Source organism: Morococcus cerebrosus (genome assembly GCF_022749515.1).
Classification (GTDB): domain Bacteria; phylum Pseudomonadota; class Gammaproteobacteria; order Burkholderiales; family Neisseriaceae; genus Neisseria; species Neisseria cerebrosa.
The window spans coordinates 629,839-646,536 of record NZ_CP094242.1 but is presented as its reverse complement, the minus strand read 5'-3'; the positions used below and the strand labels follow the sequence as shown (position 1 = coordinate 646,536).

General features: G+C 49.9%; 12 protein-coding genes and 1 tRNA gene. 9 read left to right on the top strand and 4 right to left on the bottom strand.

The window, feature by feature from the left end:
• Nucleotides 1–157 precede the first annotated feature (157 nt).
• Complete coding sequence (gene cysT / locus MON37_RS02945) at nt 158–994, bottom strand: sulfate ABC transporter permease subunit CysT (protein ID WP_003759178.1); 837 nt, start codon at nt 992–994, stop codon at nt 158–160.
• Nucleotides 995–1,228: 234 nt separating this feature from the next.
• Here cysT and MON37_RS02940 point away from each other — a divergent pair, with 234 nt between their 5' ends.
• The 8 genes from MON37_RS02940 (at nt 1,229) to MON37_RS02905 (ending at nt 12,581) form a co-directional block, all read left to right on the top strand.
• Entirely contained in the window at nt 1,229–1,702 is a 474-nt protein-coding gene (locus MON37_RS02940) for a hemerythrin domain-containing protein (protein WP_039407918.1), read from the top strand.
• Nucleotides 1,703–1,802: 100 nt separating this feature from the next.
• A complete protein-coding gene (locus tag MON37_RS02935) occupies nt 1,803–2,297 on the top strand; it encodes a hypothetical protein (RefSeq protein ID WP_039407921.1) in 495 nt (164 codons plus the stop codon).
• Nucleotides 2,298–2,408: 111 nt separating this feature from the next.
• Nucleotides 2,409–2,484: transfer RNA gene (locus MON37_RS02930), tRNA-Asn, on the top strand.
• A gap of 173 nt (nt 2,485–2,657) precedes the next feature.
• Nucleotides 2,658–3,308 (top strand): oxygen-insensitive NAD(P)H nitroreductase, encoded by a 651-nt coding sequence (gene nfsB / locus MON37_RS02925; RefSeq protein ID WP_039407924.1) that lies wholly within the window; start codon nt 2,658–2,660, stop codon nt 3,306–3,308.
• 136 nt (nt 3,309–3,444) lie between these two features.
• Nucleotides 3,445–3,804 carry a DUF2069 domain-containing protein gene (locus MON37_RS02920; protein ID WP_039407927.1) on the top strand — a complete coding sequence of 120 codons (360 nt, stop codon included), beginning with the start codon at nt 3,445–3,447 and terminating at the stop codon, nt 3,802–3,804.
• Nucleotides 3,804–5,645 carry a PglL family O-oligosaccharyltransferase gene (locus MON37_RS02915; RefSeq protein ID WP_039407930.1) on the top strand — a complete coding sequence of 614 codons (1,842 nt, stop codon included), beginning with the start codon at nt 3,804–3,806 and terminating at the stop codon, nt 5,643–5,645. Before MON37_RS02920 ends, MON37_RS02915 begins: the two co-directional genes overlap by 1 nt.
• Nucleotides 5,646–5,985: 340 nt before the next feature.
• Nucleotides 5,986–9,213, top strand: a complete 3,228-nt coding sequence (recC, locus tag MON37_RS02910; protein ID WP_039407933.1) for an exodeoxyribonuclease V subunit gamma — start codon at nt 5,986–5,988, stop codon at nt 9,211–9,213.
• A gap of 605 nt (nt 9,214–9,818) precedes the next feature.
• Entirely contained in the window at nt 9,819–12,581 is a 2,763-nt protein-coding gene (locus MON37_RS02905) for a TonB-dependent receptor domain-containing protein (RefSeq protein ID WP_039407935.1), read from the top strand.
• A gap of 173 nt (nt 12,582–12,754) precedes the next feature.
• Here MON37_RS02905 and MON37_RS02900 read toward each other — a convergent pair whose 3' ends face one another.
• The 3 genes from MON37_RS02900 to MON37_RS02890 form a co-directional block, all read right to left on the bottom strand.
• Entirely contained in the window at nt 12,755–12,994 is a 240-nt protein-coding gene (locus MON37_RS02900) for a putative hemolysin (RefSeq protein WP_039407938.1), read from the bottom strand.
• 97 nt (nt 12,995–13,091) lie between these two features.
• On the bottom strand, nt 13,092–13,859 hold the full coding sequence (locus tag MON37_RS02895; protein ID WP_039407957.1) for a M48 family metallopeptidase: 768 nt from the start codon (nt 13,857–13,859) through the stop codon (nt 13,092–13,094).
• Nucleotides 13,860–14,000: 141 nt separating this feature from the next.
• Complete coding sequence (locus MON37_RS02890) at nt 14,001–14,894, bottom strand: serine hydrolase (protein ID WP_372338587.1); 894 nt, start codon at nt 14,892–14,894, stop codon at nt 14,001–14,003.
• A gap of 368 nt (nt 14,895–15,262) precedes the next feature.
• On the opposite strand from MON37_RS02890, the gene clpX reads away from it, so the two are divergent.
• Nucleotides 15,263–16,531, top strand: coding sequence for an ATP-dependent Clp protease ATP-binding subunit ClpX (clpX, locus tag MON37_RS02885; protein WP_039407944.1), 1,269 nt, complete (start codon nt 15,263–15,265; stop codon nt 16,529–16,531).
• The last annotated feature ends 167 nt before the right edge of the window (nt 16,532–16,698 follow it).

Below are 16,698 nucleotides of genomic sequence, written 5' to 3'. Positions count from 1 at the left end.
GCGGGAATCCACCGCAGGGCAACAGGGATTTCAAACGACTTTTCACGGTAGGTCGGATTCTTGAATCCGACAAAATATCCAATGTTCCATTTTTCTGGTTTCAGGTATCAAAACGCGTCGGATTCGAGAATCCGACCTACATTTTTCAGACGACCCCTCAACCCTTCGCTCCCGAACGCCTGCTCAACGCCCACTGCATCACGTTCAGCGCAAACAGGATCACAAACGAAACCAGCAGCATAAACAACGCTACCGCCGACGCGCCCTGTACGTCGAACTGTTCCAGCTTGCCCGTAATAATCAGCGGCAGGATTTCGGAAACCATCGGAATGTTGCCCGCGATAAAAATCACCGAGCCGTATTCCCCCGTTGCCCGCGCGAACATCATGCCCGCGCCGGTTAAGAGCGCCGGCGTGATTTCCGGCAGCAGCACGCGGCGGAACGTTGTGAAGCGGTTTGCCCCCAAAGTTGCCGCCGCTTCCTCATATTCGCCCGACAATTCCTCCAATACCGGCTGTACGGCGCGGACGATAAAGGGCAGGCTGACGACAACCAGCGCAATCCAAATGCCGACGGGCGTAAACGCAATTTTGATGCCCAAAGGCTCGAAAAAACGGCCTATCCAACCGTTGGGCGCATACAGGGTCGCCAACGCGATGCCCGTAACCGCCGTCGGCAGCGCAAACGGCAAATCGACCAGTGCGTTCACCAGCCCCTTGAGCGGAAATTCATAGCGCACCAACACCCACGCCACCAGTGTGCCGAACACGACATTGGTCAGCATCGCATAAAACGACATCCGCAAACTCAGCCACACCGCCGCCAACACGTTCGGCTCGGCAATCGTGTTCCAAAAGCCGCCCCAGCCGATTTCCGCCGCCTTCGCCGCCATCATCGCAAACGGCAAAACCACCAGAAGCGACAGGCACAATACGGTCAGGCCGAGGCTGATTTTGAAGCCGGGCAGTACGCTGGGCGTTTTGAGTAATAACATGGTCGCTCGGAAGGGAAAAAGAAGATGCTGCCACTTTAACGGGGTCGTCTGAAAAACGGAAAGAATGGTTTGTTTCCCGCAAAGAAAAATTGGTTATAAGTATTGCGTGAAACAAGGCCGAAAACTGTACATCCGCCCGCGCGGGGTGTATGCTTCGAATACATTCATACAATATCAATCTTTACCACAAACCTTAAACGTCGTCTGAAAACGACTAAATTCAGGAATACCGCCATGACCGATTTGACCGTTTGGGAAGTTTCCCCCGTAAATACCGTGATAGACCATGTCATCAGCCGCTATCACAATACCCACCGCGCACAACTTGAAGAGCTTGTCCCCTTGGCGCATAAAATCGCCTCAACCTCGCCCGACGGCTTCCCTGCCAAACTGCCGGAACTGCTCGAATACATCCAAAACGAGCTGCTGATGCACATGATGAAGGAAGAACGTATGTTGTTCCCGATGGCAAAACAGGGCTTGGGCAGCCGCGCCGCCATGCCGGTTAATGTCATGATGCACGAACACGAAGAACACGACCGCGCACTGGCGCAGTTGAAAACCCTGACCAATCATTTCACTCCGCCGCAAAACGCCAACAAAGACCAGCAAAGGTTATATGCGTTGGCACAAGAACTGTCGGACGATTTGGAAGAACATATCCACTTGGAAAACGAAATCCTGTTCCCACGCATCTTGGCTTCATAAAAAATATCGGCGGCTATCTAGCCGCCGATATTTTTTTACCTATGCCAATCTATAATATATAATTGTTTTATATGGATATTCAACCCATGAGAATTATCTTATGAAGCCTATTGCCACTGCGTTATCGCTATCCGCCTTCATCCTGACCGCCTGCACCGCAAACTCGCCCCGCATGTCGGTAGGCCTCGGCTTGGGAACAGGTATAGGCAGCCATATCGGATTAGGTACCTCTGTCAATATTCCCGTCGGCATCGACAAAAGGGAAAACCGTATCCCTAAAAACAACGGCGGTATCCATATTATCGAGGAACAAATCGTTACTTACTTTGACGCGCAGGGCAACCCTGCCGACAGCCCCGTCAAGGGCGGTTACTATCGGCAATTAATCAGCAGGCACAATCATGAATATCTGGTACAGGATTTCTACAGCGACAACAGCAGGAAACGCACCGACCCCTACCCCTTGCCCCGCGACCGGCTGCTACAATTCCGCGCCACACCGTATGACGGTTCATTAACCGTATATGCCTACAACGGCAACGTCATGCAGCAACAGGTATTTAAAAACGGGAAATTAATCAGCGCAAAATATTAATGGAATAAAGTCAAAATAATATACTTACCATTCAAATATTTGAAATGCTGCCGTTTCGTAAGTTGAAATTTTAGTTGACACTTTTTTTCAGGGCTATATAATACGCCCCATTCCCCGATAGCTCAGTCGGTAGAGCGACGGACTGTTAATCCGCAGGTCCCTGGTTCGAGCCCAGGTCGGGGAGCCAAATTTAAAAAGCCTGAACAATTTGTTCAGGCTTTTTTGCATACACTTATTATCTTCAATCGGCGAAAAATAAAAGTCTTCCTATCGTCTAAAGTATTAAGATTTGCCTGATTGCTCCTTTCAGACGACCTTCCTATAATCTGTTTTTCTTTTTTTATAAAGAGGCAATAAATCATGAATATTACCGAAATCGTCCGCCAACGATACAGCACCAAATCTTTCGACCCGTCCAAAAAAATCGCAGCCGAAGACTTCGCCCATATCGAAGCCGCCCTGCGCAACAGCCCCTCCAGCGTCAATATGCAGCCGTGGCACTTCATCATCGCCGATAACGAAGCAGGCAAAGCGCGTATTGCCAAAGCTACTGAAAAACTCCCTTACAACGCCCCGAAAATTGCCCATGCTTCTCATGTCGTCGTCTTCGCCGCCCGCGTTTGCGCCGACGATGATTATGTCGCCGCCGTATTGGCACAAGAAGACAAAGATGGACGTTTTGCTACGGAAGAAGCCAAGCAGGCCGGCGACTCTACCCGCCGCTTGTTCTTGGGCATCCACCGCAACCAAATCCAAGATGAAGAGCAATGGCTTGCCAAACAAGTCTATCTCAACATGGGCTTCACCCTATTCGCCGCTGCCGCAGCAGGCATCGACGCCGTGCCGATGGAAGGCGTGGATTTGCAGGTTTTGAATGAGGAATTCGGTTTGACCGAAAAAGGCTACAAAGCCGTCGCCGTCGTCTCCTTCGGCTACCGTGCCGCAGATGATTTCAACGCTGCGCTGCCAAAATCGCGTTTTGAAAACGAAGCCATCTTTACCAAAATCTAAAAAAAAATGATGAAACGGCAATAGGTCGTCTGAAACCTTCAGATAGAGGGTTTCAGACGACCTTTTTGCGTCATCACATCCTGTTTCGGTATAATTCGCGTTCCAATATCCGGCTGAAAGCCGTTCAGACCTGCCCGTGAATACATCATCGAAACCTTCCCTACCCTATCTTGCCTCGTGTGCCAGCCTGATTTTTCTGATTCTGCTTTCCCTGTCTTGGGAATTGTGGATTGCGCCTTTGCGCAACGGCGGTTCATGGCTTGCCCTCAAAGCCCTGCCTTTATGCCTGCCGCTGGGCGGCATACTCAAGGGCCGTATTTATACTTATCAATACAGCTCTATGCTGATTCTGATTTATTTTGCCGAGGCGGTCATGCGCCTGTTTGACGCTTCGCCTGCCGAACGCCTGTGCGCCGCATTGTCGCTTACCTCCTGCATAATTTTCTTTGTCGCCTGCCTCGCATTTATCAAACAACACAAAAAAGAGGGGAAATAATGTTTGCCCGTACCGCATATCATCTTAAAAATGAATGGAATATCCGCCTGCTGCCTTTATGGGTTTGTTTTATCTGGGTTTGCGCCGTCCCTTTCCTGTCGATTTACCGCGTAGGCCCACTGCCGAGCTTCTACCTTGAAGCCGGCTCCCTGTTGGGTGCGACAATTTTAGTATTGGCTTCGGCATATAAAGGCCTGCTCAATATCCGCCTGCCTTATGTATCTGTCGGACTGTTGCTGATGGCGGTATATTGGGCGATACAGTCGCGGGCAATGGGTTTGCTGTATCCGGGGATGAGCGACTTGGCGGCATGGACTTTCGTCATCCTCGCCCTTTCTGCCTGGGCCTGTCGCGGCTGGATTTCCGCTTACGGGCAGGACCGAGTTGTTACCGTATTCGCATGGTCGTTGTTTTTTGGTGCAGCCGCGCAGGCTGTCGTGGCGTTTATGCAGTTCAAAGGATGGTCGGACATTTCCCTGTTCCACGGCATATTGGCTTACGGCGGCGGAACGGTAAACGGCCAGCTCGGGCAGCGCAACCATCTGGGACATTATCTGATGTGGGGCGTACTTGCCGCATCCTATTTGTGGGCAACGCGGAAAATGCCCGACTGGCTCGGATTGCTTTGCGTATTTCTGCTGACTGCCGTCTTGGGTTTGGTCAACTCGCGTACTATCTTGGGCTACATCATCGCCATCGTATTGATTCTGCCTTTTTGGTACTGGCGGGCAGGCCGCGAATCGGCACGCTTAATTAAAATCTTCTTTTTCGCAGCGGTATTGGCTGCGGTTTTCCAGTTCGGCATGGGGACATTGCTTGATTTACTGGGCAACAGCCGTTACGAAACCGCCATAGAACGCGCCGGTCATAGTGATTTTGAAGGTTCTGCGCGCCAAATCGAATGGCGGAATGCCTGGACCGCCTTTACCCGCTCCCCAATCCTCGGACACGGCTGGAACAGCTTCGGCAGCCTGAGTTTCCTATTAAATGCCGAAAAACAATACTTTGCCAATAACATCCTAGGCGTTTTGTTCACCCACTGCCACAACCTTATCCTGCAAATCCTTGCCGAAATGGGGCTGACAGGTGCATTATTGAGCGCGGGAACCATGCTGGCGGGCGTTTGGCGTTTGATTACCCGTCCGTCCAATCCGGCCAACCTGTTCCTACTGACCGCCGCAAGCGTAACCATGTGCCACAGCATGCTCGAATACCCGCTTTGGTACATCTACTTCCTGACTCCGTTCGCCCTCATACTTTCGCTCTCAAGCGCGCGTTATGAAGATGTATCCGACGGAATCAAACAAGCCCGTCGCCGCAATTTGGCAGGCGGTATCGCCGCATTGGCCATTATCGGCGGCACGCTACACTTAGGCTGGAACTATACCGACCTGACCGCTTACAGCCGTCAACCCAAAACCGACGACCCGTCTCAAGTCAACGCCAAAATTTCCGGACTGCGCCGCATTTCGGAAACCAGCCCCATGCTGGCCTATTATGCCGACCTGAGCCTGACCCGCCGTGCCGATCCTGCCGATGAAAAAGTCCAACCTTGGGCGCAAAAAGCGGCATTCGACGCACTCACCTACCGCCCTTACAGCAACGACTACCAAGTCGGCCTCTACCTCTACCGTCAAGGTAAAACCAAAGAAGGCGCGCAATGGATGCAAGATATGTATTATTACTATCCTTACATGATGTCGTTTTACACCGGCAAAATCCGCAGTAGAAAGGAATTCGAACCGCTTCTGCCCCAAATTTTGGAAGACTGCCGCAATTTCCTGAAATCGCCAAAACATAAAACTGCCAAACCTTGCGCGGCGGAGATACCGGCATCGTAAACAACCAAGGTCGTCTGAAATATTTTCAGACGACCTTTTGCTATCGATCCCAATAAACAGCCGGCCTACCATTTCCCACTGGCAAGAGAAACCATATTCGGACATAGCGATTTAAATATGTTTTAAAGTCGTCTGAAACGTTTTCAGACGACTTTAAACCCATCTCTCTCCGTTACTATTCAATCCCTAAAACAGATGCGGTAAAACAACCGTCATCAGCCGATAAGCCCATATCCTGTCAATCCAAATAAAAAATACCTGTACCAATATTCACGCGCAGGTATTTTCTATTGCAATCCACTATATAATCCCGTTTATTATCCACCGCCCTACTCCCGCCATGTTCTACCTCTACCAGTCCAACCGCCTCGAATCGCTAGCCGCCCTGTTTGCCGGAATCCAAAGGGTCAGGCCGCTTGAGTCTGCTTTGGCGGCGGAACAGATTGTGGTACAGAGTCAGGGGATGCGGCGTTATTTGAGCGTGTATCTGGCGCGCGAACTAGGGGTGGCGGCGAATTTGCAATTCAGCCTGCCGGCGGGTTTGACGTGGCAGTTGATGCAGAAGCTGATTCCCGATATTCCCGCGCTCAGTCCGTTTTCGCCGGAGGTGATGCGCTGGCGGCTTTTGGATTTGTTCCGCAGCGAGCGTTTTCAGACGGCCTCTGAGTTTGAAAACGTCCGTTCTGTCTTGCAAAGCTATTTGGGCAGCGGCGAGTCGGCGGATTATCAGTTGGCGGGGCAGTTGGCGGATATTTTCGACCAGTATCTGGTGTACCGACCGCAGTGGATTGATGCCTGGCAGGAAGGTAAACTTCTGGGGCTGGGCGACGACGAGGTCTGGCAGGCGCAGCTTTGGCGCTATTTGGACGATGGCAACCAATCCGCGCCGCACCGTGTGGCGTTGTGGGAAAAGCTGCTGTCGTCTTTGGATAAGGCGCACCTGCCCGAGCGGTTTTTCGTGTTCGGCATTTCGACGATGGCGCCGATGTATTTGCAGCTTTTGCAGAAAATTTCGGAACATTGCGATGTGTTTGTGTTCGCACTTAATCCGAGCGGGCAGTATTGGGGCAATGTGATTGAGGCGGCGCAGCTTTTGAAGGGCGGCGACGATGCGGATTTGTCGCAGACGGGGCATCCGCTGTTGGCATCGCTGGGCAAGCAGGGGCGTGATTTTTTTGATTTTCTGACAGAAATCGGCTTGGAGGAGCAGCCTGTGTTTGAAGAAGTTTCAGACGACACGCTGCTGCACTGCCTGCAAAACGATATTCAAAACCTGCGAATGCCGTACCACGGGCAGGCTACGCACTCTGAACACAGCCGCGCGGATTTGCTGGGCGACGGCTCCATCCGTATCGTGTCGGCACACAGCCCCCTGCGCGAATTGCAGATTTTGAAAGACAAACTGTTGCGGATTCTGCACGAACATCCCGATTGGCAGCCGCACGATATTGCTGTTTTGACGCCGAACATCGAGCCGTACAGCCCGTTTATCGAAGCGGTGTTCGGGCAGGCGCAGGGCGGCGCGCAGGCTTTGCCGTATTCGGTGTCGGACGTGAAACTCAGCCGCCGCCAGCCGCTGCTTTACGCGCTGGAGCAGACGCTGGATTTGCTGGAAAGCCGGTTTGAAGTCGATAAAGTGCTGCCGCTGTTGGAAAGCGGTTTGGTGCTGCGCCGTTTCGGGCTGACGGCGGACGACTTGCCGCTGCTGCACGACACCATTGCCGAATTGAACGTGCATTGGGGGTTGGACGGAACGATGCGCGGCGCGGCGGACAATCTGTTCACCTGGCAGCAGGCGTTGGAACGCATCGTGTTGGGTTGGATGCTGCCCGACGACGGCAGCCCGCTTTGGCAAAACGTCAGCGCGTGGCACGGCGATGTCAACCGCCTTGATGTGTTCGGCCGCTTTGCCGCCTTCATCCGCACGCTGTCGAGCATCGCCGCCGAGTGGCGCAAACCCGCAGCGGCGGAGGAATGGACGGAACGCTGCCGCGATTTGGTGCAGTCGCTGTTCCTGCCCGACGCCGACGACCAATACGCCTTGCAGCAGTTCGAGCAGGCGTTGGCAAAATGGCAGGAAGAAACCGCGTTGGCAGGCTTTCGCGGTACTTTGCCGCAACACACGGTCATCCGCCACATACGCCGCTTCTTAGGCAGCGAAAGCCAAGCAGGATTCCTGCGCGGTGGCATCACCTTTTGCAGCATGGTGCCGATGAGGAGCCTGCCGTTTAAAGTCATCTGTCTGTTGGGGCTGAACGACGGCGATTTCCCGCGCAACACCAAAGCAGCCGTGTTCGACCTGATTGCCAAACACCCGCAAAAAGGCGACCGCGCCCGCCGCGACGACGACCGCTACCTCTTCCTCGAAGCCATCATCAGCGCGCGCGACATCCTTTATCTCTCCTACGTCGGCCGCAGCATCCGCAACGACGACGAACTCGCCCCGTCCGCCCTCGTCAGCGAACTCATCGACACCATCGCCGCCATGACCGGACGGCGCAGCAAAGAACTGGCGGAACACTGGGTCGAACAACATCCCCTGCAACCGTTCTCACACCGCTATTTCATCGCAGACAAAATTTCAGACGACCTCTTCAGCACGCGGCAGGACTACGCCGACGCCCTCAACCGCCCGCGCGAACAGGCGCGTCCGTTTTTCAGCGAAGCCCTCGAAGAAAACAGCCCTGCACCGACCGTCTGGCAGGACGACTTCATCCGCTTCTGGAAAAATCCCGTCAAAGCATGGCTGCAACAAACCTTAGGCTGGCGCGAACCCTACCGCGACGAAGCATGGGAATCCGCCGAACCCTTCGAACCGCAACGCGCCGACAAAATCGCCGCCGCCTACCTTGACGCCCGCCGCCACAACCAAGACTTTCAAGAAACCGCCGTCCGCCTCGACGCCGAAAGCCTGTTGCCCGCCGGTGAACTGGGTAAATTGTGGCAGCAGAATTTCCAAGCCGCCGCCAAACGTATAGACGGCGCATTGCTGCAAAGCCCCAAACTGCCGCCCTTCGCCTACGAAATCCAGTTCGACGGACAAACCCTGCAAGGCAGCCTCGGCAACCTGTACCAATGCGGACAAGTGTTCTACCTCGACCGCAAACCCAACGCCCCGCAACGCATCGCCCTCCTGCTCGAACATTTAATCTTTTGCGCGGTAGGGTCGTCTGAAACCGAAACCCGCCAAACCCATATCGTTCAGCCTGAAGAAACAACGCTTTATCCCGAAATCCCTAGCAACCACGCGCAACAAATGCTGCAAAAATGGTTGACGTTCTTCAACCTCGGACAAACGCGCCCGCTGCCTTTCTTCGCCAAAACCAACCTCGCCGCCGCCGAAGCCTACGGCAAAAAACAGAACTGGGAAGATGCCTTGAACAAAGCCAAGGAAAACTATCACGGCAACAAAGTCAGCAAAGGGCAAAAAGACTATACAGAAGTCGCCTTAGTGTTCGGCAACGAAGATACCGAGCCGGTAGAAGGAGCGTTGTTCCAAAGATTGGTGGAAGAGCTGCTGATACCGCTGCTGGACGCGGTAAAGGAAGAATCGTCGGATGCGACATAGAAGCCGCAAGTCGGAAGAGTTCGTTTGAAAACGTGAATTCATCATTTCAGACGACCTCTTCCCCGGTAAACCTGTTTTTAAAACCCTCACTTCCGCCGTCATTCACCAAACTGGAATCCATTGGAAATTCGAAAGGGCAAATGTTTCAAAAACAGTTGCCGAAATACAACCGAAACCTTTGCAAAAAATCCCTTTTCCCCAGCAACCGAAAACCCGTGTTTGGGTTTCGGCTGTCAGGGAAAGAAGAATTTTGCAAAGATCGGTCTTTGCTTCAACTGAATTCAAACCTTTCTATATTGACTTTATATTTTGCATTTCACGTTTTTTGCCGGTTTCATTTTAACCCGACGGCCCAATTCACATATTGCAATCAAATTTTCTTCTTCCGTCTGTTTAAATCCAATTGAATGCTCCCTCTTCCCGGCTAATCGAATTCAAATTCAGACCCGCTTTATCTTTTCAACCATATTCAGCATATGTGTTTGGGTTATCTCCTAAAACAAAAATTCGCTTTATTTTTTAATTAATGAAATTCATTATCAAAATATTTGTAAAGTTTAATAATATGTTATAAAGTAATGGACTTCGTTTCTGAGGTAACTATTATGAATCCGAATTTCAAATTAAACCTACTGACATTATCTTTACTGGCTATAACAAGTATCGCACACGCAGAAGACGAGGTTTCAACTCAAGAGCTTGATGAAATTCAAGTCAAAGGCAAATACATTACCAAAGAGAAAAAAGTTTTTACCGAAGGCCAAGCCAAAAGTTCGCGTGAACGCGTTTATCAATCCAGCGAAAACATCGATGCCATCGTGCGGAGCATGCCCGGCGTCTTCACCCAACAAGACAAGGGATCGGGGGTATTGGCGGTCAATATTCGTGGCGATAGCGGTTTGGGACGCGTCAATACGATGGTTGACGGCGTAACCCAAACCTTCTATTCCACTTCTGCCGATGCCGGACGCAGCGGCAGCTCTTCGCAATTCGGTACGGCACTGGATCCCAATTTTATTGCCGGTGTGGATGTAACCAAAGGCAGTTTCTCGGGTGCCAATGGCATCAATACCTTATCCGGTACAGCCAATTTCCGTACTTTACGGGTGGACGATGTGGTACACGGAAACCATACCTTCGGCCTTTTAACCAAAGGATTGACCGGCACAAACAGCACAAAAAGCAATTTTATGGCAACCGGAGCGGTACAAAAATGGTTTGACAGCGGTGCGCGCCTCGGCGCGTTATATGGTTACAGCCACCGTAATGTCGAGCAAAACTATAAAGTAGGCGGCGGCGGTCAGCGTATCGGCAATTTTGGCGAAGAATATTTGGACCGTAAAAAACAAGAATATTTTGAAAGCAACTTATTGAAATTCGACCAAGGGCAAAATCGTTGGGTTCGCGACTTTTCTAAGCGCAACGCAGTCGGTAAAAGCTATTGGGACTACCCTTTCTCCAAAAAATATAACGATCCTGAGGTTTTGCAAAGAGATTATGTCGATGATTTGGAAAGAAGCTGGAAAGAGAATTTGGCACCGCAATGGGATCTGACACCTATCGACCCTAGCAGCCTACAACAACGCTCAAACAGTCATTTGGTCAAAGTGGAATACGAAAACGACAACAACAAGCTGGATCTTCAGCTTCGTACCATGAACAACCGTATCGGCAGCCGCAAAGTAGAAAATCGCAACTACCAAGCCAATTACAATTTAAACATTGGCGATTATGTCGATTTAAACGTATTGGCCGCCCATAATCTGGGCAAACAAAAATATCCGAAAAACTCACGTTTTTCAGGATGGGGGCTGCTGGATTATTTGGAAACCAAAAACACAGCCAATCTTTTGGATATCAACAACCGCTTCTCTTTCAACCTTCCCAACAAAACAGATTTAAAAGCCACCGTCGGTTTCAATTTCTTTAAAAACCAATACAGTAAAAACCGCTTTCCGGAAGAGCTGAGCCTGTTTTACGACGGTCCCGATCAAGATGCCGGCCTGTACAGCTTTTTAGGCCGCTTCAAAGGAGACAAAGGAATATTTCCCCAAAAATCAACCATATTACAACCTTCAGGCCAGCAAAAATTCAATACGTTCTATTTTGATACTTCCTTGAAAAAAGGCATTTATCAATTGAATTACAGTACCAATATGGTCAACTACCGCTACAAAGGCGAATATACCGACTACTTCAATACCCAAGAAGACTTTAAAAAAGCATTTGGAGAAGATTCTGAAATTTATAAACAGCATTGCACGCCAAGCTGCGACCTTTACGAACCGGTTTATACCAAATCCGGTAAAAAGCATGCGGTAAACCATTCGGTGGCATTAAACATCAATGTCAACGACTACTTTATGCCGTTTATCAGCTATTCTCGTACGCATAGAATGCCAAATATTCAAGAAATGTATTTTTCACAAATCGGCGACTCGGGCGTCAATACCGCCCTTAAGCCGGAACAGGCCAATACTTACCAAATAGGCTTCAATACCTTCAAAAAAGGGATTTTCAAGCCGGATGATGTATTGGGTTTCAAACTGGTCGCCTATCGCAGCAGGATAAACAACTATATTCACAATGTTTATGGCAAATGGTGGGATTTGGATAAAGCACCCAGCTGGGTAACCAGTACCGGCCTGCAATACTCTATCCAGCATCGAAACTATGCCAAACCTGTCCATAAAAATGGTTTGGAAGTGGAAATGAACTATGATTTCGGCCGCTTTTTTTCAACCCTGTCTTACGCATATCAAAAAACCAACCAGCCGACCAATTATAGCGATGCCAGCGAATCGCCCCGTAATTCTTCTAAAGAAGACCAAATCAAACAAGGTTACGGCTTAAGCAAAATTTCCCGCTTGCCCCGAGATTACGGGCGGTTTGAATTGGGTTCCCGCTGGTTGGGCAACAAATTGACCATCGGCGGCATTATGCGCTATTACGGCAAAAGTACACGGGCAACGACTGAGGAAGAATTTGTTGACGGTACAACCGGTGCCAACACCTACTCTTCACACCAAATGGGCAGAAGGGCGATCAAAAAAACAGAAAGCATCAACAGACAGCCGCTGATTTTTGATTTCTATGCCAATTACGAACCGAAGAAAAACCTTATCCTTCGTTTCGACATTCAAAATGCGTTCAATAAGCGCTATATCGATCCTTTGGATGCCGCAAACGATGCCGCAACTCAGCGCTATTTCAGCGTATTTGAAAGAAAAGGCGGTTTAGATGACGAAGAAGTCGAATGTGATGCCAACGGTTTATGCAATGGCAAATATGGCGGCACGACACGCTCCGTTCTGAATAACTATGCGCGTGGCAGGACTTTGCTCTTTACCATCAGTTATAAGTTCTAAATCCAACCATCAGCATTCTTAATACTGTGCTGACTAAAAAGCCGACAAACATAATGTTTGCCGGCTTTTTCAATATATTCTCAAAGGTCTCAACTCATCTTATTGCAAAGATCTCCGCATATAAAAAGGTCGTCTGAACATATGTTTCAGACGACCTTTTTAACTCTTGCTGCTTATTTGTTGTGTTGACGGAAATACGCCCACTCTTCCACAATGGTACCGTCAGGCAGATGGCACATTCCATACTCTCCGCCATCCTTGTCTTTTTTGATTTCCAACTTACCGCCCTGCTTCACACAAAATTCTGAAGCCGGATTGGGCATACCGGTCATCGGTACACTTTCTTTCTCAAGAACATTGCAAGCTGCCAAAGTAGTTGCAGCCGCGAGGCTTAAAATAATCGGCTTAATCACATGTTTTCCTTTTACTATCCAAATATCTCTATTAATTGGATACTCGGTTTTCAGACGACCTCTAAAACAGTTTGAAAATATCCATCAACACAAAATATCAGCGTTTGTTTTGGTGATAAACGGGCATAACTTCCGGCAACATCCTTCGTATTGCTTCGATACGGGTATTGTTGGCGGGATGGGTTGACAAGACGGCAACCTGACTGCCGCCTTGCGCCCTATTCATTTTTTCCCATACGCTGATTGCCGCCTGCGGATTGTAACCTGCCTGAGCCATCAGGCGGACGCCTCCCGCATCTGCCTCACTTTCCTGATGACGCGAAAAAGGTTTGGTTGCCAATAAATCTGTTCCGACGCCGACCAAATTCCCGTCCAAACCGACGGCACCTGCCAAAATAGAACCACCCAAGCCGGTCAATACCTGACCTCCGATGGCTTTTTTGCTGTGTTCGAGCAGCGCATGCGTCATTTCATGCCCGATGACTGCGGCGATTTCATCATCCGTCAGTTGCAAACGTTCGACCATGCCGGTATATACCGCCATTTTTCCGCCCGGCATCGCCCAAGCATTCAACTCGTTGCTGCGGATAACATTCATCTGCCAATTAAAAGGTATGCCGGTACGGTTGGCGCGGTTGGCATACGGAACCAGTCGGGAAAACACCCGATGAACACGCTGCGCCGTCGGAGAGCTGACATCCAGCGCATTCTGGCTGCGCGCTTTTTGTACAACCTGCGTATAGTTTCGCTCGGCTCCCTCATTCAAAGCAGCCGTATCGTATCCCACCATATCGGCGACGGAAGTACAGCCCGCCAACGCCGCAACCCCGAACCATAATCCGTACTTTTTACTGATTTTATTCATTTTATTGATTTTATTCATTTCAAAAATTCCTTGATGCCTGACAAAAGATTGAAATCAAAACCGTACAAAACGCCTTCCGTTTTCACCCACTTGACCGTAAAATAAAATGCCGCCTGATTTTCAGACGGCATAACAAATATTTCAAGAGCGGCGCTGCAACATCCACGATTCGATCTTACGCGCGTCGTTTACGCGGGTTGTCGAGGTTGGCGAGTTCAGCAATACGATGGTAATCGGTTGGTTTTGAACATTTGCCTTAACCACCATCGAGCGTCCTGCTTCGCGGATATAACCGGTTTTCTGAAGCTCGATGTTCCAGCTGCCTTCGCGGACGAGGGCGTTGGAGTTTTTATAGTTTTGGCGGCCGTTTGCCGTCCAAACCGAGCCGTAGTTGGAGGTCGAGTTTTTGCGGATAAGCGGATATTTGCTTGCCGCGGCGACCATACGGTTCAAATCGTTGGCGGTTGATACGTTTTGGAAATTTAGGCCGGTAGGTTCGTAGAAACGGCTGCTATACATGCCAAGACTTTGCGCTTTGGCATTCATGGCAGCAACAAACGCCGACATACCGCCCGGATAGGTGCGGCCCAGCGCGTGGGTTGCGCGGTTTTCGCTGCTCATCAGGCTCAGGTGCAGCAATTCGCCGCGCGTCAGTGTTGTGCCGACTGCAAGGCGGCTGCCTGTACCCTTCAAGCGGTCGATTTCATCGGCAGTAATGGTAATGGGCTCGTTCATATCCAACCGTGCGTCCAAAACGACCATTGCGCTCATCAGTTTGGAAATGGACGCAATCGGCATCACGCGATCTGCGTTTTTCTGATACAGGATTTCACCTGTTTTGTTGTTGAAAATCAAAGCAGCCTGCGATGTCAAAAGCGGCCCCGCCATCATCGCCTGAGCCTCGATTTTTTGTGCGTGGCTTAATGCGAAAGCTTCCATCGGGTCATTTTGGGTTGGAAAATTTTGTTCCAAAAATTGACCCAAAACGTCCATATCGTCTGCAGCGGCAGGGGCGGCGGCGACAGTCAACGCCATACCCAAACAGGCTGCACTCAGGGTTTTATAAAATTTCATAACCGACATACTTCAACCAGTAGAATTTAAGACAATTGAATTATTAAAGGGGATATTTTGCTTAAAATACAACAAAATGTAAAGTTTAATATGGCTTTTTTGCGTTTGTTTGCATCTTTTTCCCAAATTGGAAACAATCTTAAGGATGGGAAATTGTGGCGTGTTGCCATGCGTCGGAGGGTCGTCTGAAAACCTTACGCCCAACAGCTTGCCATACGGTATTTGATAAACCTTAAGATACTGATTATACTTACCGACTTTGCCGAAAACCGTTCCCGCAGCATTCGGATGACGGTTTGCCGATATTGCTTGAAAACAGAAGATAAATTATGACTGAAGAAAAACGCTCCTGCTCGTTTTGCGGAAAATCCGAGCATGAAGTCAAAAACCTGATTGAAGGCGAAAACGCTTTTATCTGTAACGAATGTGTAGAAACTTGCGGCGTGATGCTGCAAAGTTCAGACGACCTCTCCGCAGACAAATCTGCAACGGATGCGTCCCATCCGAACAACAAGCTGCCCACGCCTGCCGAAATCGTCGCCAACCTCAACGATCACGTTATCGGTCAGGAACAAGCCAAGAAAGCCTTGGCGGTGTCGGTGTACAACCATTACAAACGCCTGCGCCATCCCAAAGCCAACGGCAACGTCGAATTGTCGAAATCCAACATCCTGCTTATCGGTCCGACCGGTTCGGGTAAAACGCTGTTGGCTCAGTCTTTAGCGCGCAAACTGGACGTACCGTTCGTCATGGCGGACGCGACCACGCTGACTGAAGCGGGTTATGTCGGTGAAGACGTCGAACAAATCATTACCAAGCTTTTGGGCAAATGCGATTTTGATGTCGAAAAAGCCCAGCGCGGCATCGTTTATATCGACGAAATCGACAAAATCTCGCGTAAAAGCGACAACCCGTCGATTACCCGCGACGTATCCGGCGAAGGCGTGCAACAAGCCTTGCTGAAACTGATTGAAGGTACGGTTGCCAGCGTTCCGCCCCAAGGCGGCCGCAAACATCCGAATCAGGAATTTATCAACGTTGATACGACCAATATCCTGTTTATCTGCGGCGGCGCGTTTGCGGGCTTGGAAAAAGTGATTCGTCAGCGTACTGAAAAAGGCGGTATCGGTTTCGGTGCGTCCGTTCACAGCAAGGACGAAAATGCCGACATTACCGGGTTGTTTGAAATCGTTGAGCCTGAAGACTTGATTAAATTCGGTCTGATTCCCGAGTTAATCGGTCGTCTGCCCGTCATCGCCACGTTGGCGGAATTGGACGAAGACGCATTGGTCAACATCCTGACCGAGCCGAAAAATGCTTTGGTGAAACAATATCAAACCCTGTTCGGCATGGAAAATGTTGAATTGGAATTTGAAGAAGAAGCCCTGCGCAGCATCGCCCGTCAGGCAATGGAACGTAAAACCGGCGCGCGCGGCCTGCGCTCCATTGTTGAACGCTGCCTGTTGGATACCATGTATCAACTGCCTGATTTGAAAGGCGTAACCAAAGTTGTCATCGATAAAGACGTGATTGAGAAAGGCAAACAACCCAAGCTTCTGCGCGAAGACGGGAGCGAATATCAGGCAAACGCTCGGTAAAAGAACGAATCGATCATACCGATAAAATATAAAAGGTCGTCTGAAACCCTGTTTTCAGACGACCTTTTTGTTTTTTCAAGATAATTCGTTTCAATAGCAAACATCTATTACATCCGATAACATAAATATTCCAATTTTTGCCAAACTGGTCTATGATACCCAAAAGA

What these genes read in the sequence shown, in the direction of transcription:
- cysT (WP_003759178.1), bottom strand. Translation starts at nt 994, where the DNA reads ATGTTATTACTCAAAACGCCCAGCGTACTGCCCGGCTTCAAAATCAGC.
- MON37_RS02940 (WP_039407918.1), top strand. Translation starts at nt 1,229, where the DNA reads ATGACCGATTTGACCGTTTGGGAAGTTTCCCCCGTAAATACCGTGATA.
- MON37_RS02935 (WP_039407921.1), top strand. Translation starts at nt 1,803, where the DNA reads ATGAAGCCTATTGCCACTGCGTTATCGCTATCCGCCTTCATCCTGACC.
- nfsB (WP_039407924.1), top strand. Translation starts at nt 2,658, where the DNA reads ATGAATATTACCGAAATCGTCCGCCAACGATACAGCACCAAATCTTTC.
- MON37_RS02915 (WP_039407930.1), top strand. Translation starts at nt 3,804, where the DNA reads ATGTTTGCCCGTACCGCATATCATCTTAAAAATGAATGGAATATCCGC.
- recC (WP_039407933.1), top strand. Translation starts at nt 5,986, where the DNA reads ATGTTCTACCTCTACCAGTCCAACCGCCTCGAATCGCTAGCCGCCCTG.
- MON37_RS02905 (WP_039407935.1), top strand. Translation starts at nt 9,819, where the DNA reads ATGAATCCGAATTTCAAATTAAACCTACTGACATTATCTTTACTGGCT.
- MON37_RS02895 (WP_039407957.1), bottom strand. Translation starts at nt 13,859, where the DNA reads ATGAATAAAATCAGTAAAAAGTACGGATTATGGTTCGGGGTTGCGGCG.
- MON37_RS02890 (WP_372338587.1), bottom strand. Translation starts at nt 14,894, where the DNA reads ATGGCGTTGACTGTCGCCGCCGCCCCTGCCGCTGCAGACGATATGGAC.
- clpX (WP_039407944.1), top strand. Translation starts at nt 15,263, where the DNA reads ATGACTGAAGAAAAACGCTCCTGCTCGTTTTGCGGAAAATCCGAGCAT.